Origin of the sequence: Natrinema salsiterrestre, from assembly GCF_029502005.1 — an archaeon.
GTDB lineage: Archaea > Halobacteriota > Halobacteria > Halobacteriales > Natrialbaceae > Natrinema > Natrinema salsiterrestre.
In genome coordinates, this window is record NZ_JAMQOT010000010.1 from 1 (window position 1) to 20,255 (window position 20,255).

Sequence of the window (20,255 nt, forward strand, 5' to 3'; positions counted from 1 at the left end):
CATGGGTCGGCAGTCGGGCGAGCGTCAGAGGATGGATTGAACAGTTCGTACACTACTATAACACACAGCGACCGCACCAGTCACTCAACGGACAGACGCCAGCGGAGGTGCTAAACTAGACAGTGCCATCGAGAGCGTTATCTTCGACACCACAGTTCAGCGGACTACGGGTATGACAATTTTGCCGAAGACGTCTGGGAATGGCTTACCAAGAAATTCGACAGTAGGAATATTAGCTGGACAGGAAAAGCAATCGAGATAAGCAAAGAGAGCGGTCGGCTCAACGTGGATGTAGATCTTGTTCCCTGCGTCGAACATCGGCATTATACCAGCTATCCCGCCTACAAGGACGGAACATATGACTCGGGGATGGCTTTTCAACCCCGGTTCTCCTCGGAGACGATCGTCAACTATCCTGGCCTGCACTATGAGAATGGCTGTGATATGCATTCGAACTATAAGGAAACTGTGCGAATATTCAAAAACGCACGTGACTACTACAACGAAAACTTCGATACCGTCTGGACGATCGGCGCGCACTCCTACGGCATCGAGTGCCTGATATACAACGTTCCCGAGGCTATCCTCAAACGCTCAAACCGTGCAGACCGATTTGATGAGACGCTGCAATTCCTTGAAGACGCCGAGGAAAGCGACGATCTTGAGGGGTTCGATCAGGTTTCCGAGATGGAGGAACTGTTCGGATCCAGTAACACGCAGTGGGAAGTAAGCGAGGCAGAGTACATGATCTCCCGTCTTAGAGGGATGTGGGACGACTGGTACGACAAACAAAAAAATGCACAGCTATTCAACTGATAAGCGTCGGTGGAAGACGTACTTATCTCTCGGAGCGATAGCACTTAGCATCTCTCTCGGAAGCGGTTTTATCGCCCAAATTCTCCAAGTTCGATTTGGATTTGCGCTTGGTTCACTCTCGTTTGGTCTATCCTCATACGTTGTTTACTATCTCTTCACCAATAGAATATGGAATTGGGACCTATCTCGCAAAATTGGCATTACGAAGGTTCCAGATTTCAGTGGCAAATGGGAAGGTCACCTCTATACATCATACGATGATGCAGAGCCAAGTGAAACTGCAGAAATAGAACATGAGGGTCTAACTCCGATGGAGGCTACAATTGAAATCGAACAGACTTGGGATGAGATTCTGATCTTTTTAAATGGTCCTGATTCGACGTCCGAAAGCATCGGTGCAACAATACTAGTCGGAGGGCATTGGCCATCACTGACGTACAATTATGAGAACACTGGAGACGCTCATCATGACGAGAAAAACCATCATTACGGGACAACCATGTTAGACTATAACCCAGAAGAGGATACTTTCTCTGGGACATACTATACTGGACCAAATCGGGAAAATACGGGCCGATTTGAGCTAAAGCGCGTTGAAGACTGATTTGGTCTGTATCTTATATAGGAAGCCGCAGCCAACGCCGGCGATGTACGATCGCACCCCACAAGAGGATCTCCTCATCGTTGAAGCGCTCGTCGAATGCCACGACGATCGGAAGGACGTCCAACCCGAACGGGCGAGCAGAGCGTGGGTGATCGCGAAAGAGATCGCCGCGAGTCACGGACTCGAGATCGAGGATGCGATGCGCCAGCGGACGTCGGTGTAGTATCCTGTCGATTAGGGGTATCGATATTCCAACTCATCAGTCGCGTTCGGAGTCGGGCTCACGTTCCTCGAGGACGTCGACGCCGCGGTGGATGACTACTACGACGAGCACGCGGTCACGGAGGGGATGCTCAGATGGGAACAGAAACGAAACCGTAGCAAGCAGGACAGTAGCCGCCAGTCTGGTCTCGAGCAATTCGCCGGAGGTGGCCAGCTGTGACGGATGACCCGATCGCGACGCCAACCGACACGAAGACGCGGATTATGAAGACCGGCGACGCGGGCTTCGTCGTTGCGTGTGCCTGCGGCGCGGACACGCTCGAGGACGCCGACGAGAGGCCCCACGAGACGCCCGACCAGTTCGTCAACATCGATGCGAACGCGCCGAGCTCGACCGAGTGGCTTCGACTTGAGGAAGCCGCCGAGGGATGGTACGCGGCCGATCCGTGGACGCCGCCAGAGAGCTACATTGGAACACGCGCCCAGCGTCGGCAGCGCGTTCGCGAGCGAGTGCGTGAGATCGCCGACGAGGTCGCGTGCCCGACCTGCGGCGCGAACGCCGGTCGGAAGTGCCAGCGCCCATCGGGTCACCGCGTTCGGAGCGCCCATGCTGACCGCGTCGACGCCGCTCGCGAGGCCGGTATCCTCGAGAGCGAGGGCGACGGCGAGTCCGAGGAGGAGAGTGAATAGGCAGGACTCGAGGCGTTCACAGGGACAGCGTGAAATCAGTCGGTTCGGGGATTAAAAACCGAGTTGCCCTGCCGCCCACTCCTCGACTGCCTTCCCCTGCATTCTTTCCCCGGTGGGGAACCGAGTATACTTGTCGACGTATTCATCTATTTCGTTTTGTGAAGCCAGTTTGAGTAACTCGTCTACTGAGTCAGCGTCCCATGGACTGTCCCTTAGAAACTCCTCAAGCGAGGAAAAGCTCGTGTGCTTCCGCATGAACTGCTCGTTGTAGAGTTCGTCCCACGGAACCTCATTCTCGCCGTCGAGTTCTTCGGCGTTTTCGGCTAGCTTTTCGAGGTCGTCGGCGACGTCATCAAAACCGTCCGTCGTCATTACATCCTGTCGTTGGGTTGTGAACAGGTAAAGACTGCCGCCACCGGAGTGAAAGTGAATTGTGCTTGCTTCTGCCGGGGACCGGGGCGAGAGTGCTTCAAACCACGTCAGACGATACTTTCAACGCACGAACTGACTAGAGCTGGGGCGGAAGTATTCTGTATAGCACTATACTGTTTACGATACTTTCACAACACCATTTATACCCCGATATCGATACTCTCAAAGCCTGTAACCACAAACGAATCAACATCAACAGGACACAGTACATTAGACCAATAATGTACGGTGCTATTTTGTAGGTCCGCGCCCTTGGGTAAGCCGAGTCGATGGAAACAACAGATTCCGGGCCTTCACCCACGGGAAAACTCCTCGAGAACGCCCTTGACGAGTGCATCCGATCGTTCGACGGCAACTACGACGGCGATCCCTCAGAGATCGACGGCAACTATCCGCGAAATCTCCACCGAGTCACGTCAAAGTGGATCACATGGTGTGGGAAGCGAGAGACGCACACGCTCGAGGACGTCTCGGTGCGAACGATGCAACGCTACGCCTCGCACTTAGAACAGCGGGTCCGTGCGAAACAGGCCGATTCCAGTAAGGGAATCAGCGCCTCGAGTGCGTGGACATACTACAACTACATCTCTGCGTTCCTCTCGTGGGCTGTTCGGTGGGAGTATCTGGCCGAGAATCCGGCTGAAAAGGAGCGCGCGAAAAAGGAAATGCCCTCGCGATCGACGAGCAACAGCGGCGATCAACAGTTTTGGCAGCCAGAACAACGCCGTGCGATCATGGACTACGTCGACGAACAGGCACGTGAGGCGATCGACGCCGACGGGATGGACGCGTTCGAGCAAGTCCGCAACCGGGCGTTGTTGGCTGTCCTCGCCTATACGGGCGTTCGTGGTGCGGAACTACTGGCCGACTCCCGTGACTCCCGACGCAACGGCATCCGATGGGGTGACGTCGATCTCGAGGACGGCTATCTCGACGTGCTGGGGAAAAGCCAGGACGAGGAGGAAACGGCGCTTCCCGAACAGGCAGTCGAACCACTCCGGCGGCTCGAGACGCTGTTGATGCCCCCGAATGAGGACTGGCCGGTCTTTCCCTCCCGGCATCCACCGTCGCTGTACGATGCAATCGACAACTCGGAACATGACCGTCCCGACGGAAACCCGTGGGAGTTCGTTCTTGAAAGAGACATCAAACCGCCGTCGATGAGCAAGTCCGGCGCTCGGACGCTCATGAAGCGACTCTCGAAGGAAGCTGATGTCCCACTCGAGGACTCGCCAAAAGACTATCTCACGCTACACGGAGCCCGCCGCGGCGTGGGCGAAAAGCTCTATCGTGAGCATGGGGCCGCGGCGTCACAACGAACGTTGCGACACGCCGACCCACAGACGACGAGTGAAATGTACTCGCACATCGAAGCGAGCGAGCTGGCCGAAGACAATACGGAGGTGTTTGAGAACGAATGACGGTTTTCAGACGCGAAGAGGAAGACATGCACCCCACGTTCGAAGAGGTGATGGGTAGTCAGTTAGATGAGCGGTATGCGTCGTACCTATTCCACGAGGTCTCCGTAGGTACTCGCGGTTCGCGTGCGGATTTCGCCGCCGCTCACGTCGATCCAGACCGCGCATGGAAACGTCTCGTACGGTACGGAAACACGGAGGGTGTTCCTGACGAGTATCGCGCTGCCTATAGCTGGGCTAAAAGTGGGTCACCAATCACGAAAGATGAGTTAGTGAGCCGACTTGCCCGCCGAGATAATCCAGAAGAGGCTGTCGACTGGCTAATAGAGCAAAACTATCTTTTAGAGGACTCTGACGGCTGGCTTCATTTCCACCTCCCGAATAACATCCTCGAGACTGTGGAAACGTTCGAGCTGAAAATCAGCGACTGGAAGTCGGGGATCATGCAGGCAAAGAAGTACCGAGCGTCTCTTGGGGACTTCTCTCATGTTGTCATGGACGCTAAATGTGTTCACCGGGCCGAAGACAATTTGGACGAGTTCAAATCAGATAATATCGGGCTTCTCGCACTCTCCCGGGACAGTCTCGAAGTGATCTATGATCCACGACACCAGCCGAATCAGTACCACAACGAGGGTGCAAGAAACGACCTCTCTGAGAGAGCGTTCAAGAAATTCACGGACGAACATCAAGAAGACCCTAGCGAACGGTGGTCTGACCGAGATATCGAGGACTGGGAAAACCCGCTTGAGGCTATGCAGGTTGCGAGCCGGATAGATCGGCTTCGCAGGTGACCGCCTGTCCCCGATACCTTCAACTATCAAACAGCCGAACTTCAGTACATGAACCTACGCCACACACTCGCCGACCTCCGCTGGTGGTATCGCACGACGTTCAAACAGTGGTACGAGGGGCCAGCGTACGCTGAGTGCCCCGACTGCGACGGGCAAGTGTATCACTATCAGGGCGGCTGTTCGCGTTCGGTGATCGAACACCAGTACCGCGACTGTTCGTGGTCGGACTTCGGAACGGCCGATTTCGAGTTTTACCAAGAACAGGCAACGAAACCGGCGGCGTGGGACGTACTGAAAACCTACATGCGGATCTTCGACGACGAGTGTCCCGGTGGCAATCTCGACGACAAGAAGGCGTGGCTCGAGAACGGTGGCGTCGATATCGTGTTCGACCGGCTGGCCGAAGAATATGATCCCGACGACTTCAGGCGGGCGCTCAATGACTTAGAGCGGGTGGATGTCGATGGATAAAGACAAACCCACCGTCGACGCCTACGACGCCGAGACGGGCGCACACGTAGCTGAGGGAACCGTCGTGGAACCGGACCTCTCGCGCTGGCAGCGTGGGTATCGACGTCTCAAAACCGGACTCCTCCGTCGTCCTGAAATCTGGCTCATGCTCACGGCCGGCGTGTTGCTCGTGGCAGAACTCTCCTAGCCGGTCTCTCGAATACGGTTTAGGACAGCGAGTAGTACAGTCTGTCACGCTTCTGAAAGAACTAAGCTGTTTGTGCTGGTAGAGGCCCGCGCCGTGCCAACCGATGCATGCTCTGTCTGTGGTACAACCGAAAACCTCGAATGGGCGAACGAACCGACTGTCTACGATACCGTTTGTGTCTGTAGGGACTGTCGAAACGATATTCCGTCGTTGATTCCGATTCGCTAGCGCTACTCCCGAACCCTACTCAAAACAGCCCCGACCCGTTCCTCTCCGATATCGGTCACCGACTCCAACCGCTCCCTGCTACTATCTCGAACGTCGTCCAAATCGTCGTACTCGCGGGCGATCGCCTTCGAGGTCGCCGGCCCAACTGCTGTCCAGAAGAATGCGATCTGAACATCTACTTTGTCTCCGTGTAGGGCGTGCTATACCTTATGCCTCAACAGACGCGGGGAGCGAAAATAATCCGTAGCCGAGCGAGGGCTGTGGAAGCCGAACAGCTACGCGATCAACTGATAGAGGTGGAGACTGACCAGCGCCGAACGCTCAATACACTCCGTGGAATCCTCCATGAGTCGAAGATGGAACTTGGTAGTTTGTGCCCTCGATGTGGTGGCTCATACATGCTCATCAAAAATGGGTTGATGACCTGTCCAGCATGTTCGAATCGAGTCTCGGTCTAATTCTGATTTCAAATCAGTTCAAGAACCGTTTCTTCCGTCTCTTCGCCAACCCCATAGACACTTTCCAACCGCTCCCTGTCACCCCTCCGCAACCCCTCGAGCGTCTCGTACTCGCGGACGGTCGCCTTCGAGGTCGCCAGGCCGACGCGGTTCGTATTGATCCGATTTCCGTCACTGAGCTGGTGCCTGCTCGTCCTCGAGTGAGATGTCTGTCTCGCCGTCGTACTCCACGAGAACAGTATATCCGTGATATGAAAATTCTACTTGCTTCGGTTCGGTCTCTCCATCCCCGTCCAACTCAAAGAGGGCATCAAGAGCATCAGCATTGATTGTGTTGTGCAGTGGTGGGAGATTTACTGGATCTGTTCCGTCTCTTTTTGCAACATCTAAAATTACTCTGGTGGATATTTTGTCTTTTTCCATCGTTCCCTTCCTGCGTTAGCCAGACTCTACCCACCTGTATTAATGACTGGCGGTCTGGTGGACTTAATTGGGAATGGTAGTAATTTGCCACAACAAGGATATGCAGTCGTGTGCTATATTTTACCATGATCTCTGTAGATACCGTGCTCGACCTGTTGCATGACCAAGAACGGCGATATGTCTTCTACTATCTGGATGAGCAAACAGCCCCCGTTCCCATCGGTGAGGTAGCTGAGGCAGTTGCAGATATGGCCGCACCCACGGATGGAGCAGGCATCAGCGGGACAAGCGAACAGATCGAAGTGTCGATACATCATAAACATCTCCCGAAAATGGAACCGTTAGGGTTCGTCTCTCACCACGTTGAGACGAACGAGATTGAGATAGACGATCCACCAACAACGTTCGATACGCTCCTCATCACTACGAAGGTCCTGGAAATGGAGTAGAATATCCGGGAAGATGAGGGGTTGGGGAGATGACCTCATGGATATGAATTACCGACCCGGACATCAATCACTGCGCCCGCATACAATTTGAAGGTTTACTCTATTTCAATTTGTGAGTTGTCCCAGATCGCTCTGTTCAAAAAGAAACTAAACGCTGTTTCTACCGGTATCAAACAGCTGAGAACGGCCAATAGGTTGATGTCAGTTGTATCCCAACGATCAGATGGCGAGGGGGAAAGATTAGTCAACACCCATTGACTGTTCGACACGAGACATCCAGACCTCGCCGCACTGAGATCGCTCCGATATGAAGCCATTGGCCATATTGTCACCCGGTCTCAGACCCACCATGGTTGACACACCACCGAAGGGATATTAACGCCGACATCCCCCTGTCGGCGATTTCTGGACCGCGAAGGTTTATATACGAAGCCGCAGCCAACGTTGGCGATGCTGACCGATCGACACGAGGACCTCCTAGTTGCCGTCGCATTGACTGAGTTTTCAGTCCACTACGAGCAGGCCAATCCCGAGCTCGCCGAACAGGCGTGGTACCTGGCCGCCGACCGCCTCGTCAGTCACGACGTTGGGCCCGCCGAGGCCGTCGACGCACCCGAGATTAGATAGCTATCGCTGGGAGGTTGGTTGTGGTCTCAAAACCGCCCGGATGGGCAAAGGAGGATGGCCGCCGGACGGAGTAGGTGGATGACTCGGGGTGGGGGTTAACTAAGTCACCGTGTCGCGCCTGTGAGGAACGCGACAGTGAATATGTTCGGCGGCATGACAATCAATCTCGTCCAGATTATCAGTCAGCCAGAATTGTCCCCCCCCCCCTGTCCTTTTATATCACACCCGCTCGGCGTTCCTCGAGGACAGGATTCGCGGACACAGTATCCGCAGTAAGTACATATCGAATTATACAGTTCTCTTCCCGAAAACACTTACCAGTTGTATTGGAAGGCAGATTCGTGAACCGGCGAATACTTCTTACTTCGATCTCGGTGGGCGCGGCTATAGCCGGTGTTTTTCTATTTAATAGCTGTTAGCCACACCAAGAGACGAAAGAGGAGATATTGGAACAGTGATCCAAAAATGAGGGAACCAATTGCAAGCAGAATGATCCATAGAGGCCTACTTATTGATCGATGTAGGGGGATGTATCTGATCCCCTTTTCGTCGACGGTACCAATAGAATCGAAAAGATACCATCCTGCGACGAAGAATCCTAATGGAGGGACAGTGAGTAAGAGGGCTCCCATTAGAATCCATACCCAAGTTTCGATATCGCTAGTGGAGAGTACATAATTGCGAGGGGGGCCTCTATTATGGTTCAAGAAATCTGATCCTCCGTCAGTCGATGGTTTTGAGTCAGGCTCCTGAGGATTTTCCATGAGTATAAACCTGTGGTGTATTCAAAAAAGTTTGTGCCTAACGGAGTTCCAATTTCGATATGAATGACATGGAAGTTGGAACGGTGGTGGACGTATTTCTCGTGAAATAAAACGATCTATATCTTCGTTTATAAATTATATTAGTCACACACAACTTTTAACAGCTGAACCGTGTGTCAAGGATTTCCTGGGACAGTATCTCGTCAGTTCTGGGTCTGGCTCGGAGTACCTTGTTGACGTACGAATTGATGCCTGAAGTACTCGAATCACGGGTACTGCGACCGCAAGTACAAGCATATCAAACGCTGGCCTACACCTCAGGAGAACGACCGGTCCCCGGAGGTGTCGATCTATCCGCCTCTTTACACAGCCTCTCTATAATATTATGTCCACTTCTCGTCTAGGACGTTCATCACCGTCCGCTCAAATTCCGGGGTCACGAGCTGTATTCCGCGAGGAAGGACGATATCCGTTTCTGTATTGTCGCCAAAAATGAACCGATAGATCGTGTGTTTGCCGACATGTGTTGTTATCGCAATCGGCATTTCTGCATCCAGTATCGTTTTGACACCTAATGCATCTACTGGGAATGCAGCGTGTATCGTTGCGATGGAGATAGTACCGTGTCCTGAACCTAGATTCTGATGAATGGTATTGACATCACTCCCTTGGCGGTGAGCTACCAATCGACACTGGTTGTTTGTCTCTGTGGCTAAGACGTTCAGCAATAACTCGTCCGTGTACCCTGCTGCATCAGTAAGCGCTTCCGCAGCTGTTGTTGCCGAAAGAACGGCTTCGGCAGTCTTGACGTCATCAAGACTCCGATGAACTGATTCTACTTCGTCAGGCGGTAGCGCTGCTTGTTCCGCATTAAATTCTTCCATGAAGGCGTAGATCGTGGTCACTGCCTTATTCCAGTCCTTAACGGACGTTTGCATGTTCCGATTCCCGAAGGTTCCTTCACCAGATCGATCCTGATGGACATGGATGACAAATCTCGCAGAGTTCGTATCAGACTGACTCGTCTTTCCCGCTCGGGAGATCGGTTTGATACCGACCTCGATGCGTTTTGCATTGTTACTAAACCTCACTGATTTTTCACCGAATCTATGCATATTCCATCCAGAAGGCGGAGAATCCATACTGACACTCCCCCACACGATTACAAAAATACGAGGGTTCCAGAATTTTTCTCAAACAGTTTCGATCTTTACGGAGGAAAGTATACAAAATTATAGATGGTTTTGAATTCGCCCTCTTACTCATCTATCCACCTCTATTTTGTATATTATTTCTAGAGTGAATTACAATCTTCAGTGTTTTGTCCGTCCATACTTACGGCTGTCCTTGAAGACGGAGTTTGCGGACACAGCACTCACGGTAAATAGAGACGCGAACTGACCAGCACATTCGTTCCACCCGTATCAAAAACGTCTATCTGGTAGTGTCTGAGAAGGGTCAGTAGTGGTCAGACGGGTCTATCCTGATCTACTTCCAACTCTTATACTGGAACGGCTTCTGTATCTTCTCAGCAATTGTCAAAAGTCATCGTGGGAAATCTATTTAAACATTTTCAACAAGATAGCACGCTTTGACAAGTGTTAACGTCTACCGAATTCCGTTGTAGACTTCCGTGGAACTGATATCGTCATCGTTGTTCCCCCTTCCGTGTCGGTTGCCTCCACGGAACCATTATGATTAGTAACAATCCAACGAGAAATCCACAGTCCTAACCCACTACCATGATCTAGCGGGGTTTCTGTTCCTGTTTTCAACACATCAGCTTCGTGATCAGCCAGTCCTGGCCCATCATCTGAGATCTGAATCTCGACGGCATTTCGGACTGATTCAATGGTCACGGTGACAGTCGGAGTCTCACTGCTATGCTTCACAGCGTTCTCGATTAGTTCCTCGACAGCCTGTGCAAAACTCGGCGACACGTCTACCGTAACTTCTTCGTTATAGTTGATAGAAACTGACGCTGACGAGTTTTCTTGTGTGACTGTCTCGCCAACATTCTTAACGAGTGCTACAATGTCCGTGGATTCGCGGTCATAATCGGCGGTGACAATCCGATTCAGATCACGTGCTTTCTGACTCAATTTGAGGAGATTATCGATTTGGTTGAGTGCAATATCGCCAGAGGGATCGTCCTCTAGTTTCTCAGCCATAAGTTGCGTATGCCCTCTGATTATAGACATGTCGTTCCGGAGGTTGTGTCGAAGCACTCGGTTAAGCACAGTGGCGAGGTTGGCTTGTCTGGTAAGTTTAGTCTCGTGTTGCTCTCGTTCGAGTTCACGTTCGAGCAACCGGGTGATGAGTTCAGTAAACAGTATCTCTCCATCACTGAATGGCTCATTTCGTGGGTCTTCAGCAACGAAACAGACTGTTCCATAGGGCTCTCCGTCTACTACGAGTCGTGTTCCGTGATAGCAGTGAAGGCCATGTGTTTCGAAAGCTGGGTCATCAGCCCATCCTTGCTTCGGGGCATCATGGAGAGCAATTTGAGAGTGAGCTGTAATCGTTTGACGACAGTATGTTGTCCCAAGGTCGAGTTCCAGACCAGGGGGGAATTGTCCGTCTGCTGGGTCAGTACTGGCTATCACTTCCCAGTAATTGGTTTCCTGATCGGTCCGTGTGAGATGCCCATTATCCACACCTAGATATCGCTTGCCGAGAGTAAGCGCATCATTTGCTTTTTCCTCAAACGAAGCATCTCTTCGGATCGAACTATAGAGTTCCTGTCTCACTTCCTGTGCAGCTAATTCGCTTTCAGTCATTTCTCGTGTGGGAGTTTCAGCTGGTTGTTTCGCTGCTAAAATCGCCGATCTTTCATCACCTCTTTTGTCTCTGGTTACTAGTTCCGTCGCGTGTATATACTATCTAGTTCTGTCCGTTTCAGTGTTTCACCAAACAATGTTGGTATTAGAATATGTGTTAAACCCATAATATTGTGTCAATAAAATGTACGCGGCCTTTATTGACCGCTGATTCGCGATCTCCTGTCCGGTTCTGTTCTACTTCTCGGACACGCCGCTTTTGGTAACTATAGATGCGAACTGAACACCCATTCGCTCTAAGGCAAGGCGGAAATATCCACACAGCAATACTCTATGCGGAGGCAAAACTGAACATCGGCGAGTGGTCACGAGCGGATGTACCGATACACTGACGAACGGATTCTGATTTCGGGGCCGCGCAAGCAGACGTACTGACAGGCCAGCGCTGTTACTCTACGAATTCTACCCCAGTAATTTCGAAGCGCGCGCCGCCATCGTTTCCCGCAGTACTCTCAATCTGCCAGTCGTGGGCTGTGACAATATCTTGGACGATACTCAACCCGAACCCAGTCCCATTCTCCGAGGTGGAATACCCGACTTCGAACACCTCAAACCGGTCGTCTTCTGGAATGCCAGGTCCGTCGTCCTCAATATAAAATCCGTCATCTAGTTCGCCGACAGACACAGTCACGTTCTCGCCGCCATGCTCGACCGCATTGCGATACAGATTTTCGAACAGCTGTTTCAGACGGCTTTCGTCAGCCTGGATGGTTCGGTCAATATTGGCAGTGAGCGTGGCGTCACCTGTGGCAACGTTTTCCCAACATCCCTCAATGAGCGCTCCAAGCTCGATTCTTTTGCGGTCGGTCACAGCATCGCCTTCCCGAGCCAGGAGGAGGAGATCATCGATCAACGTCCGCATCCGCTCATTGGCCCAACTAATCTCCTCGAGGTATTTACTGTCGTATTCCTCGCGAGCGAGTTCCAAATTCCCCTCAGCTACGTTCAACGGGTTCCGGAGATCATGAGAGATGACACTAGCGAACTGTTCCAATCGTTCGTTTTGTCGCATTAGTTCTTGCTCGCGATCACGAAGTTGGTTGGTTCGATCGACTTGATCAAGTGCGATAGCGATGTTGCTGGTGAGGATATCGCCAAGTAGCACGTCTCGTTGGTCGAATGCTGCTGGCGTCGGTGACCCAGCAATCAGGATGCCATGGTTGTCAAGTGGAAGATACAATCCACTCCTGATCGGCGTCTCTGGATTGTATCTGTCCGGATCGTCGTGAATATCGTCGAGTGCGTGTGCATCACCCTGTTCGTAAACGCGCCACGCGATGCTATCATCGCCAGTGAACGTGGGGGGATCACCGACGAGCTCGTAGACGGCATCACTCGCCGCGACTGGTTTCAACGCTGATTCCTTCTCGTCGTACAGATGGATAGAGTTCGCATCGAGATTGAGGATTTCTTTGGCGACCTTGACACCGATTTCAGCGACTTCCTCGCGCGTTTCAGCGGTCAGTAATTGACGTATCGCTTGGTTCAGTGCTTGGAGTCGTTGTTCGTAATTTTTCCGTTCAGAGATATCTGTCGCAACGCCAAACATAGCTACCGGTGTATCGGAACCGGACCGCGTACCCGTATCGTAGATGGGGACTTTTGTTGTGATGAAGATACGTTCCTCATTACCAACGAGTATGCGTTCCTCGGCTTTGACCGGTTCTTCATGCCCGATAGCAGCCATATCGTTCTGCTGGACTTCCTCAGCCATCTCTGAGGAATGAATGTCGTGATCAGTCCGCCCGACGATCTGCTCGTCTTGGAGATCAAATAGGTCCCGGTATGCCTGGTTGACGAAGATGTACTTACCGTTGTCTTCCTTCATGAACATCGGTGTCGTCGAATTCTCGAGAATCGCTTCGAGTTGCCGTTTCATCGTCTGGAGGTCCTGATCGCGGTGCTTGCGCTCGGTGATGTCTTGATATACCCACAAATGACCATCTCCTGTCGAAAGTTCGATTGGACGGTGCGCTCGTTCAAATATTCGACCGTCTGTGAGTGCCAATTCCTCACTGTCCAGAGACTGGCCCTCAGCGATTAGGGTATTAATTCGTTCGATGAATCCCTCCGACTCAACGAACATTTCACTGGCTTTTTCGGCCATCTCTTCACAATCCGCACCGAGAACATCCGCCGGGGAACTTGGCAACTCGAACAACTCGAAAAACTGTTGATTGGCTGCTAGGACTTCGCGTGATTCCGTCTCTGCAAGAATACCCTGGGGAAGAGTATCGAATAGGGTCGAAAGCAGAGCATTCGTCTGCTCGAGTTCCTGTACCTGCTGCTCGTTCGTAATATCGAGATACAGCGCGAGTGTCCCGATGATCTCGCCGTTCTGATTTCGGCGTGGTGACGCACGGAGGATGGTGGACACCTCTTCCCCATCACGAGTTACTAACGTTCGCTGTTCACGCACGAACTCGCCGGATAGTGCCTGTTGATATCCTTTCTCGAGAAGTTTGTCGGCGGATGATTTGGTGTAGTGGTCAGCCAAAGATGTCCCCTGAAGTTCTGTACGCGTGTATCCGAGCCGTTCGGTGAACGCTCGATTACAGTCATCAATAATCGGTTCATCAGTGGTCGCTTGCGTAGACACGATCATCACCGGGGCTTCCTCGAACAAGTTGCGGTACTGTTCGACGTACTGTCGCTGGAGGTCTATCCGATGGTGGGCGTGAGCGATGGTCTCGCCGAGATTTGAGAGCAACTGTTGCTCCTCTTCATCGAAGGCATGCGTGCGATCAGCGTAGATAGTCAGGACGCCATACAGCGTATCCTCATAAACGAGTGGAATAGCGGCACTAGATCGACACCCTTGCTCGATGGCTTGCTTTCGCCACGGCTTATATTGGGGAATTTCTACAATATCCTTCACTATTTCCAGTTCGCGATTCTGCACAGCTCGTTCGGTTGGGCCTTGTCCAGTTGGACTTTCGTCGGTCGTAATCTTGATTGTGTGGAGAGACTCCGTCCCGATACCGATGGCTGTCCGGGGCTCAACAGTTTTTGTCTCAGTGTCATGCTCACCGATCCAGGCGAACTGGTACGGTTTTGAATCACTGATAATCTCACAGACGCGCTCGTCGATTTGAGTTTGCGTCGTTGCATGAATGAGTGCCTTGTTGACCTTCCGTACAACCGAGTTGATTCGATGGTTGTTCGTGATTCGTCGGTTGGCTCGGTACTGTTCGACAGCGTTCCGGATCCGATTTGCCAGCAACGTGTACTGATCAGTCCCTCCCTCTTTTTGAAGATAATCAGTGACCCCTGCCGAGATCGCCTTACTTGCGACTTCTTCTGATCCCTTCCCTGTGTAGAGAATGAACGGGAGGTCGGAATGCTCGGTCCGGATCGCTTCGAAGAACGCAATTCCGTTCTGGCCCGGCAAATCGTAGTCGCTGACGACACAGTCGACATGGTTCTCCGCTAAATAATCGAGTCCTTCCCTCGCATTAGTCGCCGTCTCGACGGAAAACCGGTCGTCCTCCCGTTCAAGAATCCTTGCAACCATCTCGGCAAAATTCGACTCAGCGTCCACGTGAAGGACCGAGATATCCCCCTCCCCGGTAGTTGGCATATTTATAATTCTTGTATCCTGTCTCGTTGTTCTTTCGGCCGCTCAAACGCGACTTCAGAAATATCACTTGAAACAATGAGATAGCGACTTAACCTGAGAGATCGACTCTGATTTACTACAAAATCGCCATCGTATTCTGGTGCTCTTTCTCCTCGCTATCACAGCACTCTAACTGGGGATGGTCTGAGATGGCGAACGATTCCGAAGCCGATGACTGATTGGAACGGTTGAAAGGGACCATCGATCAGTTTCATGCTGACGAATGCAGCCACTGGGGGTGAGAAACTCTACAAGGAAGGGAACCGACTCCTTGCAGGAGATCATAATTTTGGTGGGAAATAGCTGGGTTAAACACTCAAACCATCGATTTTTGCCAATTCATTTAGATACTGTATAGAGATATTGACGAGCATCCTGGAAGAACACCTGTTTCTTAATCAGTTCTTCCTCCTCAAGCCGAGAAATCGCATAGCGAACAGTTCGGGCGACAAGCATCGTCTCTTCTACGAGTTCCTTCTGCGTACATTCCCCCTCATATTCTAAGGTTTTATAGACGAGTTTTGCACTTGGTGGTAGTTTTTCAAGTGAAGTTTCTACTGAACATCTCATGTGTTATGGTAACAGTGGTCTGAGAACGGTATAGATAATTTCGGTTTAGCGCTCGTATTGCGATATTGGTTTTGAGTCTGCCATAAATGAGTTAGTGGTCGCGTTTACGATTGAATACAATGGAGGTTTGCCGGTCACGGGCCCTCTGTCGTTGATTGATGATTGGAAAGGATGTCGAACGACTCCTCGATGTCACCGAGTACGAGCAGCGCGTAGTATCTGAGATACATCACGACTGGAACCTGCGCGAGCGCCGAGATGATGAGTATCGACAGCCCGAATAGGAGTGCGAGCCCGACGAGGAGGACGGTTCCGACTGTCGACGACAGCGAGACCGTCACGTGTGTGACAGCAGCCACGATGAGAACGGGAATGAGAAGCACGATTGCGATGATTCCGACGACGCTCGAGGCGATGATCCCGGCTGCGACCGTCAACAGGAACGCGATTACGATATACGTTAGATACTGTTTCCACGCTGACCTGATCGAACCCCAGAGTCGCATCCAAGCCGCGAGAACTCCGGAGTCTGCCTGTATCATTAGCGGCACGACGAACACGGTCGTTAACCCCGACACCAGCGCGTACAATAGACCGATGATAAATAACACTGGGATCCCGACGAGGAACGCTGCGAAGGGAATCGTGAGGTCGAGCCCAGTTAGGATCGGAACGACGAGCAGCGCGAGCCACCCGGCGAACAGTGCAACCATCGGGACCCCGATTGCGATCCGGAACCCGAACAGGCGGAGTCCTTGTCGCCAGCGGCGACTCCAGTAGCGTCGGATCGACACCTCGCCGGTTCGAAGTGATTCGATCAGCACGAATTCCATGATCGCTCCGATCAGCGTGAACAGCGCACCGAGGAGGAGTCCGGCAACGATGAGCGCGACAACGAGCAGTACGATGTCCACCGGGACGTTGAACGGGAGACCGCTTTCAGGGACATCTCTGGATGGCGTCGACGTGTTGAACTGTGCCGATGGGAAGCTAACGCCACTCCCGACAAAGAACACGACGAGCGCGAGCTTCAGCCAGCGGCGCACGTCGATCGGCGTTAGGAACTCCCGGGTAACGCTGAACGCCTCTCCGATGTTTTCGACGGCGTGGAGGGACATATGTTTGATAAGTTTAACCAGATAATTAGCCCTTCTGGTGGTCTCTCACGGGACTTTTCCGCACGAACGTTCTTTAATACAGTATTCTGTTAGAGGGGGCCGTGTTATTTCATATTGCACCAAACAAAAAATATATTTGCATCCCCATGGATATGACAGTATGCACCGGGATTGAGCCAGTGCATACCCAAATTCGCATATATGATTACACGGTCAGTCACTATCGAAGAGATCGATGATCTGTACCTAATGTGGAACGACCACATTAACGCCTCTGCCCTCTATCGTCGCGCACTCCGCGAGGAAATGGACGTTAGAGGTATCGATCCTGATGAACTCCGTGACCTTGTCGAGCGAGCCCGCGAGCAGGGCTACACACTCGAAGAGATCGCTGAAAATACCAACCGATTCGTCGATCTCCAGTCGCTCGTGGAGGACCAGCAATGCTAGCCGCAGGCTGGAGATGCCACTGATGAGTAACTCGCTATGTCCCAGGATATCAACTCCTCCGAACCCGAACCTAGCACCGAAACGGAGCCATCGACGATCAGTAGAATCCCAAAACAGGCTGCATTCACCATCGTCCTTCTGAGTCTGTTTGCCGTACAGCCTGTCGCGGCACAGAGTAACGCAGTCTGTAGTGCGGACAACCTTCCCAGCATGATTGAAGGCTTTTTCCAGCTAACCACTGCACTGGGAATCGTCGGCCTCGCTATCGTCTGGCAAGCAGACTCCCTTATCGAGATGTTTACGCTCAATCCGGAGCAAAAGAAGGGGCTCAAACGTCACAAGCGCTCGGCGATGAAGTCCGCGATTGTCCTCGTCGTTCTCGGCCCACTGTATACCGTTGCTGGGTCGATGATGAGCCTTCCGCTGGCGGAGTGCGTTGACCTCGTCCCCTGGTAATCTCCCTGCTATCCCCGACGTGAGCCTCATGTCCCACCGAAAGCTCTCCGTGTTCATGGCCGCCGTGCTCGTGACAAGCGTAGCATCGGGCATCGTCGCAGCTGGTCCGCCGCGACCGGGCACGGAGGGGAACGGGCTCACTGAAAACGAGTCTGCATCACTGTGGTCGCACGATGCAGACAACTACGTCTCCCAAGAAGAGTACCGCCAGCGATACGGCGAGAACCGCTCCGCTGTCCACCAAGTCGCTAATGGCACAGATATTACGTTCAAACGGCCGCCGGAGACCGCTGCAACGTGGACGCGAAACGACTTCGAGGACCTCGACGCTGGCAACGCAGACACCTCCGTACATCCGCCACACGCGGACCTCGAGGACGGCGTCTTCATCGATGATGCTCATGCCACGATCTTCGCTGTCCACCCCTCCACACGGGGACACCTCGAGTCCAGCGAGGCACCGCTGTATATCGCGCCGAACGGGTCGATCCGGGGGTTCATCGACTATCGTGTTCGGGTCCCCAACGGGAATTCCTCCGAAAACGCGACTACTGAGTGGGCGCTTGCGGAGCACGAGATCGAAGAAGTCCGATTGAAGAACGATCAAGAGGTCATCGCAGCGCAAGACGGATCCCATACGCCGACTCTCAACTACCAGATTGAGGATGCCTGGAGTGCAAATCTCACGCTCGAAGCGGAGATCGACGTCCGTCTAAAGAAGACCACCCAGACTGGTCGAAACAATCAGACAGACACCACCGTCAGCTACCGGACGGAATCACATACCGTCTCGGATTCGATCGACGTCGAGATCTATGACTTCTCGGCATCCACCTATTATGCCGAGTATCCCAACGGGGATTCCGGCGTTGCCACCTTCCAGTCTCGGCCGTGGCAGGGGTATACCTTGACTGAGGATGGTGATACGAGGGTTCGTGGAGTCTGGCGGTTCTACACTGCTCGAAACACCAACTGGGATACGCTCATTCGGTCGAACCGGACGGATAGCACCACGGTCGAATCCGATGCGATTCCGGTCTACGTCCATGCGTATCCGTCGCGTATCGGTCCGCGTGCCGAGCCAGTTCGAAACGGCCCGGAACTCATCGATACGTGGGGGATTGACCGCCCATCACCAGTCGATACCATCGGAGAGAACATCAACATCGACATCGTCAACGAGTCGTACACGACGACGTATGGGGTTGCGGTACGTGCCGAAAACGTCGACCGCGACGCTCTTCAGGTAGCCGGAATCGTCCGAGGCGTGAATGCCTCGATCATCGAACCGGAGGGAGGCTCCCAGCGACAGCTCCGGCGTAGCAACCTCTCCGTAGAGGTCGTCGAGCAGAATCAATCGCAAGCGACTGTCCGGCTCGAGCTCCGGGATAATGAGACCAGTGCACCGATCGAACTCGATGATAGCCGGCAGTATCCAATCGGAGGGACCACCCGGAACGGACACATCACCATCGCGGATCAGAGTGTCGAAACCAACGCGTCCGGGGTCGCTATCGTGACGATTGATGATCCGGGCATCTACACGGCTCGATACCACCCAGGTTCGTGGCTTAGCCATAATCCCGCATACGTGAGTGATACCGCAACCGCTCGATGGCACCCATTAGGGACGATCGGGGGGTGGTTCGCTCTCGTATTCGAGGTTGGCTGGCAGCTCCTCCCGTTTTTCGTGATGTTCTACGCAGGCAAACGACTTCTGCGGATGCTCGGTCCAGAAGACATCTTCCAACGAAATCCATGACACAGAAGAATCCACGAATCAGTAGGCGAACCGTCCTACGAACATTCACAGGCGCTACGTTCGTGAGCGTTGCTGGCTGCCTGAACAACGATGGTGGCTCTGGAACATCTGGTGACAGAACTACCTCGCCAGACGGTCAAGGTCCGCTCCAACGTATTGCTGTCGATGGGACAAAGCTTGTCGTTGAGCTTTCGGCAGAAACCGATGTCGATCAGATCAATCTCATCCAGCCGGATGGAGAAGTGTTCGGACAGCGTGATGTGGCCACAGGTTCCCAACAGGTCTTGTTCGAAATCGGAACCACGTATTCCCCCGGTGAATATCGTGTACTCGCTCTAGAAGGCGAAGAGACTGTAGAGGAGTCTTCCCTTTCTATCCAGCCTGATCTCAGAATTATGGAAATGGGAATAGGGAAGAATCGACCTGAAAAGATGTGGGATAGCTCAAGTGATAAAATCACTAAAGAGGCATTCGTATCTGTCGAAAACCGAGGGAGTGGCCCAGATGCGATCATGCAGCTCCTCTTCGTTGGAGATGTCCCGTATCCCTCAGATGGGGAAGGAACGAACTACGCCGACAGCGATGAAATCAGTGGCATATACGACCCAGAAAGGGATGCAGAAGTTGATGAGATGGTCATAGAACCAGGAGAGCAGCTTACATTGTACAGTTACCGTTCACCGTTTGCGTTCATTCGAGGAGAGGGGACTTCGTGTAAGAACGAAGAACAAAACGGGAGCTTCGAAGTTGTCTTGGAAACACAAGTAAGGACTGACCGAGTTTCTGAGTCTTACAGTATCCATTACTCTGCGTCAGAAGAGTTCGATAATTGCGGGATCACAATTAGTGAGGACTAA

At 52.6% G+C, this 20,255-nt stretch carries 23 protein-coding genes; 15 read left to right on the forward strand and 8 right to left on the reverse strand.

Annotation, left to right across the window (positions count from 1 at the left end; genetic code table 11):
* The 5 genes from NDI89_RS20105 to NDI89_RS20125 form a co-directional block, all read left to right on the forward strand.
* Positions 1–119 (forward strand): integrase core domain-containing protein (locus NDI89_RS20105; protein WP_277523737.1); only part of this gene is annotated, 119 nt, incomplete at its 5' end.
* A gap of 166 nt (positions 120–285) precedes the next feature.
* Complete coding sequence (locus NDI89_RS20110) at positions 286–816, forward strand: nucleotidyltransferase-like protein (RefSeq protein ID WP_277524278.1); 531 nt, start codon at positions 286–288, stop codon at positions 814–816.
* Positions 797–1,420 (forward strand): Cap15 family cyclic dinucleotide receptor domain-containing protein, encoded by a 624-nt coding sequence (locus NDI89_RS20115; protein ID WP_277524280.1) that lies wholly within the window; start codon positions 797–799, stop codon positions 1,418–1,420. Before NDI89_RS20110 ends, NDI89_RS20115 begins: the two co-directional genes overlap by 20 nt.
* Positions 1,421–1,463: 43 nt before the next feature.
* The gene (locus tag NDI89_RS20120; protein ID WP_277524283.1) at positions 1,464–1,643 is read left to right on the forward strand and encodes a hypothetical protein; all 180 of its coding nucleotides are present in this window, start codon (positions 1,464–1,466) and stop codon (positions 1,641–1,643) included.
* Positions 1,644–1,858: 215 nt separating this feature from the next.
* The gene (locus tag NDI89_RS20125) at positions 1,859–2,332 is read left to right on the forward strand and encodes a zinc finger domain-containing protein (protein ID WP_277524285.1); all 474 of its coding nucleotides are present in this window, start codon (positions 1,859–1,861) and stop codon (positions 2,330–2,332) included.
* A 51-nt stretch (positions 2,333–2,383) separates the two neighbouring features.
* On the opposite strand, the gene NDI89_RS20130 is transcribed toward NDI89_RS20125, so the two are convergent.
* The gene (locus tag NDI89_RS20130) at positions 2,384–2,704 is read right to left on the reverse strand and encodes a hypothetical protein (RefSeq protein ID WP_277524287.1); all 321 of its coding nucleotides are present in this window, start codon (positions 2,702–2,704) and stop codon (positions 2,384–2,386) included.
* Between the two features lie 329 nt (positions 2,705–3,033).
* On the opposite strand from NDI89_RS20130, the gene NDI89_RS20135 reads away from it, so the two are divergent.
* The 4 genes from NDI89_RS20135 to NDI89_RS20150 are packed head-to-tail and all read left to right on the forward strand — an operon-like array spanning position 3,034 to position 5,634.
* Complete coding sequence (locus NDI89_RS20135; protein WP_277524288.1) at positions 3,034–4,185, forward strand: tyrosine-type recombinase/integrase; 1,152 nt, start codon at positions 3,034–3,036, stop codon at positions 4,183–4,185.
* Positions 4,182–4,976 (forward strand): hypothetical protein, encoded by a 795-nt coding sequence (locus NDI89_RS20140; protein WP_277524290.1) that lies wholly within the window; start codon positions 4,182–4,184, stop codon positions 4,974–4,976. The genes NDI89_RS20135 and NDI89_RS20140 overlap by 4 nt, the downstream gene beginning before the upstream one ends.
* A 48-nt stretch (positions 4,977–5,024) precedes the next feature.
* Positions 5,025–5,447: a hypothetical protein gene (locus NDI89_RS20145; protein WP_277524294.1), complete on the forward strand. Its 423-nt coding sequence runs from the start codon at positions 5,025–5,027 to the stop codon at positions 5,445–5,447.
* The gene (locus NDI89_RS20150) at positions 5,440–5,634 is read left to right on the forward strand and encodes a hypothetical protein (RefSeq protein WP_277524296.1); all 195 of its coding nucleotides are present in this window, start codon (positions 5,440–5,442) and stop codon (positions 5,632–5,634) included. Before NDI89_RS20145 ends, NDI89_RS20150 begins: the two co-directional genes overlap by 8 nt.
* 230 nt (positions 5,635–5,864) lie before the next feature.
* Here NDI89_RS20150 and NDI89_RS20155 read toward each other — a convergent pair whose 3' ends face one another.
* Both NDI89_RS20155 and NDI89_RS20160 read right to left on the reverse strand, forming a co-directional pair.
* A complete protein-coding gene (locus NDI89_RS20155) occupies positions 5,865–6,029 on the reverse strand; it encodes a helix-hairpin-helix domain-containing protein (protein ID WP_277524464.1) in 165 nt (54 codons plus the stop codon).
* A gap of 462 nt (positions 6,030–6,491) precedes the next feature.
* The gene (locus NDI89_RS20160) at positions 6,492–6,743 is read right to left on the reverse strand and encodes a HalOD1 output domain-containing protein (RefSeq protein ID WP_277524298.1); all 252 of its coding nucleotides are present in this window, start codon (positions 6,741–6,743) and stop codon (positions 6,492–6,494) included.
* A 125-nt stretch (positions 6,744–6,868) separates the two neighbouring features.
* On the opposite strand from NDI89_RS20160, the gene NDI89_RS20165 reads away from it, so the two are divergent.
* A complete protein-coding gene (locus NDI89_RS20165; RefSeq protein WP_277524301.1) occupies positions 6,869–7,192 on the forward strand; it encodes a DUF7344 domain-containing protein in 324 nt (107 codons plus the stop codon).
* 450 nt (positions 7,193–7,642) lie between these two features.
* Positions 7,643–7,819 (forward strand): hypothetical protein, encoded by a 177-nt coding sequence (locus NDI89_RS20170; protein WP_277524303.1) that lies wholly within the window; start codon positions 7,643–7,645, stop codon positions 7,817–7,819.
* 1,147 nt (positions 7,820–8,966) lie between these two features.
* On the opposite strand, the gene NDI89_RS20175 is transcribed toward NDI89_RS20170, so the two are convergent.
* From NDI89_RS20175 to NDI89_RS20195, 5 genes are all read right to left on the reverse strand, one after another.
* Positions 8,967–9,725: a hypothetical protein gene (locus NDI89_RS20175; RefSeq protein ID WP_277524305.1), complete on the reverse strand. Its 759-nt coding sequence runs from the start codon at positions 9,723–9,725 to the stop codon at positions 8,967–8,969.
* A 459-nt stretch (positions 9,726–10,184) separates the two neighbouring features.
* On the reverse strand, positions 10,185–11,363 hold the full coding sequence (locus tag NDI89_RS20180) for a sensor histidine kinase (RefSeq protein WP_277524307.1): 1,179 nt from the start codon (positions 11,361–11,363) through the stop codon (positions 10,185–10,187).
* A gap of 448 nt (positions 11,364–11,811) precedes the next feature.
* Positions 11,812–15,003 (reverse strand): hybrid sensor histidine kinase/response regulator, encoded by a 3,192-nt coding sequence (locus tag NDI89_RS20185; protein WP_277524310.1) that lies wholly within the window; start codon positions 15,001–15,003, stop codon positions 11,812–11,814.
* 378 nt (positions 15,004–15,381) lie between these two features.
* Positions 15,382–15,612, reverse strand: coding sequence for a MarR family transcriptional regulator (locus NDI89_RS20190; protein ID WP_277524313.1), 231 nt, complete (start codon positions 15,610–15,612; stop codon positions 15,382–15,384).
* A 134-nt stretch (positions 15,613–15,746) separates the two neighbouring features.
* The gene (locus tag NDI89_RS20195; RefSeq protein ID WP_277524315.1) at positions 15,747–16,730 is read right to left on the reverse strand and encodes a DUF7544 domain-containing protein; all 984 of its coding nucleotides are present in this window, start codon (positions 16,728–16,730) and stop codon (positions 15,747–15,749) included.
* A gap of 201 nt (positions 16,731–16,931) precedes the next feature.
* Here NDI89_RS20195 and NDI89_RS20200 point away from each other — a divergent pair, with 201 nt between their 5' ends.
* From NDI89_RS20200 to NDI89_RS20215, 4 genes are read left to right on the forward strand one after another with little or no spacing between them, the layout of a single operon-like run.
* Positions 16,932–17,180, forward strand: coding sequence for a hypothetical protein (locus tag NDI89_RS20200; protein WP_277524317.1), 249 nt, complete (start codon positions 16,932–16,934; stop codon positions 17,178–17,180).
* Between the two features lie 36 nt (positions 17,181–17,216).
* Positions 17,217–17,636 carry a DUF7985 family protein gene (locus tag NDI89_RS20205; protein WP_277524318.1) on the forward strand — a complete coding sequence of 140 codons (420 nt, stop codon included), beginning with the start codon at positions 17,217–17,219 and terminating at the stop codon, positions 17,634–17,636.
* A gap of 28 nt (positions 17,637–17,664) precedes the next feature.
* A complete protein-coding gene (locus tag NDI89_RS20210) occupies positions 17,665–19,398 on the forward strand; it encodes a DUF8186 domain-containing protein (protein WP_345781980.1) in 1,734 nt (577 codons plus the stop codon).
* A complete protein-coding gene (locus NDI89_RS20215; protein WP_277524322.1) occupies positions 19,395–20,255 on the forward strand; it encodes a hypothetical protein in 861 nt (286 codons plus the stop codon). Before NDI89_RS20210 ends, NDI89_RS20215 begins: the two co-directional genes overlap by 4 nt.

What these genes read in the sequence shown, in the direction of transcription:
- NDI89_RS20135 (WP_277524288.1), top strand. Translation starts at nt 3,034, where the DNA reads ATGGAAACAACAGATTCCGGGCCTTCACCCACGGGAAAACTCCTCGAG.
- NDI89_RS20175 (WP_277524305.1), bottom strand. Translation starts at nt 9,725, where the DNA reads ATGGATTCTCCGCCTTCTGGATGGAATATGCATAGATTCGGTGAAAAA.
- NDI89_RS20180 (WP_277524307.1), bottom strand. Translation starts at nt 11,363, where the DNA reads ATGACTGAAAGCGAATTAGCTGCACAGGAAGTGAGACAGGAACTCTAT.
- NDI89_RS20210 (WP_345781980.1), top strand. Translation starts at nt 17,665, where the DNA reads ATGTCCCACCGAAAGCTCTCCGTGTTCATGGCCGCCGTGCTCGTGACA.
- NDI89_RS20190 (WP_277524313.1), bottom strand. Translation starts at nt 15,612, where the DNA reads ATGAGATGTTCAGTAGAAACTTCACTTGAAAAACTACCACCAAGTGCA.
- NDI89_RS20140 (WP_277524290.1), top strand. Translation starts at nt 4,182, where the DNA reads ATGACGGTTTTCAGACGCGAAGAGGAAGACATGCACCCCACGTTCGAA.
- NDI89_RS20130 (WP_277524287.1), bottom strand. Translation starts at nt 2,704, where the DNA reads ATGACGACGGACGGTTTTGATGACGTCGCCGACGACCTCGAAAAGCTA.
- NDI89_RS20215 (WP_277524322.1), top strand. Translation starts at nt 19,395, where the DNA reads ATGACACAGAAGAATCCACGAATCAGTAGGCGAACCGTCCTACGAACA.
- NDI89_RS20200 (WP_277524317.1), top strand. Translation starts at nt 16,932, where the DNA reads ATGATTACACGGTCAGTCACTATCGAAGAGATCGATGATCTGTACCTA.
- NDI89_RS20165 (WP_277524301.1), top strand. Translation starts at nt 6,869, where the DNA reads ATGATCTCTGTAGATACCGTGCTCGACCTGTTGCATGACCAAGAACGG.
- NDI89_RS20195 (WP_277524315.1), bottom strand. Translation starts at nt 16,730, where the DNA reads ATGTCCCTCCACGCCGTCGAAAACATCGGAGAGGCGTTCAGCGTTACC.
- NDI89_RS20185 (WP_277524310.1), bottom strand. Translation starts at nt 15,003, where the DNA reads ATGCCAACTACCGGGGAGGGGGATATCTCGGTCCTTCACGTGGACGCT.
- NDI89_RS20205 (WP_277524318.1), top strand. Translation starts at nt 17,217, where the DNA reads ATGTCCCAGGATATCAACTCCTCCGAACCCGAACCTAGCACCGAAACG.
- NDI89_RS20170 (WP_277524303.1), top strand. Translation starts at nt 7,643, where the DNA reads ATGCTGACCGATCGACACGAGGACCTCCTAGTTGCCGTCGCATTGACT.
- NDI89_RS20160 (WP_277524298.1), bottom strand. Translation starts at nt 6,743, where the DNA reads ATGGAAAAAGACAAAATATCCACCAGAGTAATTTTAGATGTTGCAAAA.
- NDI89_RS20150 (WP_277524296.1), top strand. Translation starts at nt 5,440, where the DNA reads ATGGATAAAGACAAACCCACCGTCGACGCCTACGACGCCGAGACGGGC.
- NDI89_RS20115 (WP_277524280.1), top strand. Translation starts at nt 797, where the DNA reads ATGCACAGCTATTCAACTGATAAGCGTCGGTGGAAGACGTACTTATCT.
- NDI89_RS20145 (WP_277524294.1), top strand. Translation starts at nt 5,025, where the DNA reads ATGAACCTACGCCACACACTCGCCGACCTCCGCTGGTGGTATCGCACG.
- NDI89_RS20120 (WP_277524283.1), top strand. Translation starts at nt 1,464, where the DNA reads ATGTACGATCGCACCCCACAAGAGGATCTCCTCATCGTTGAAGCGCTC.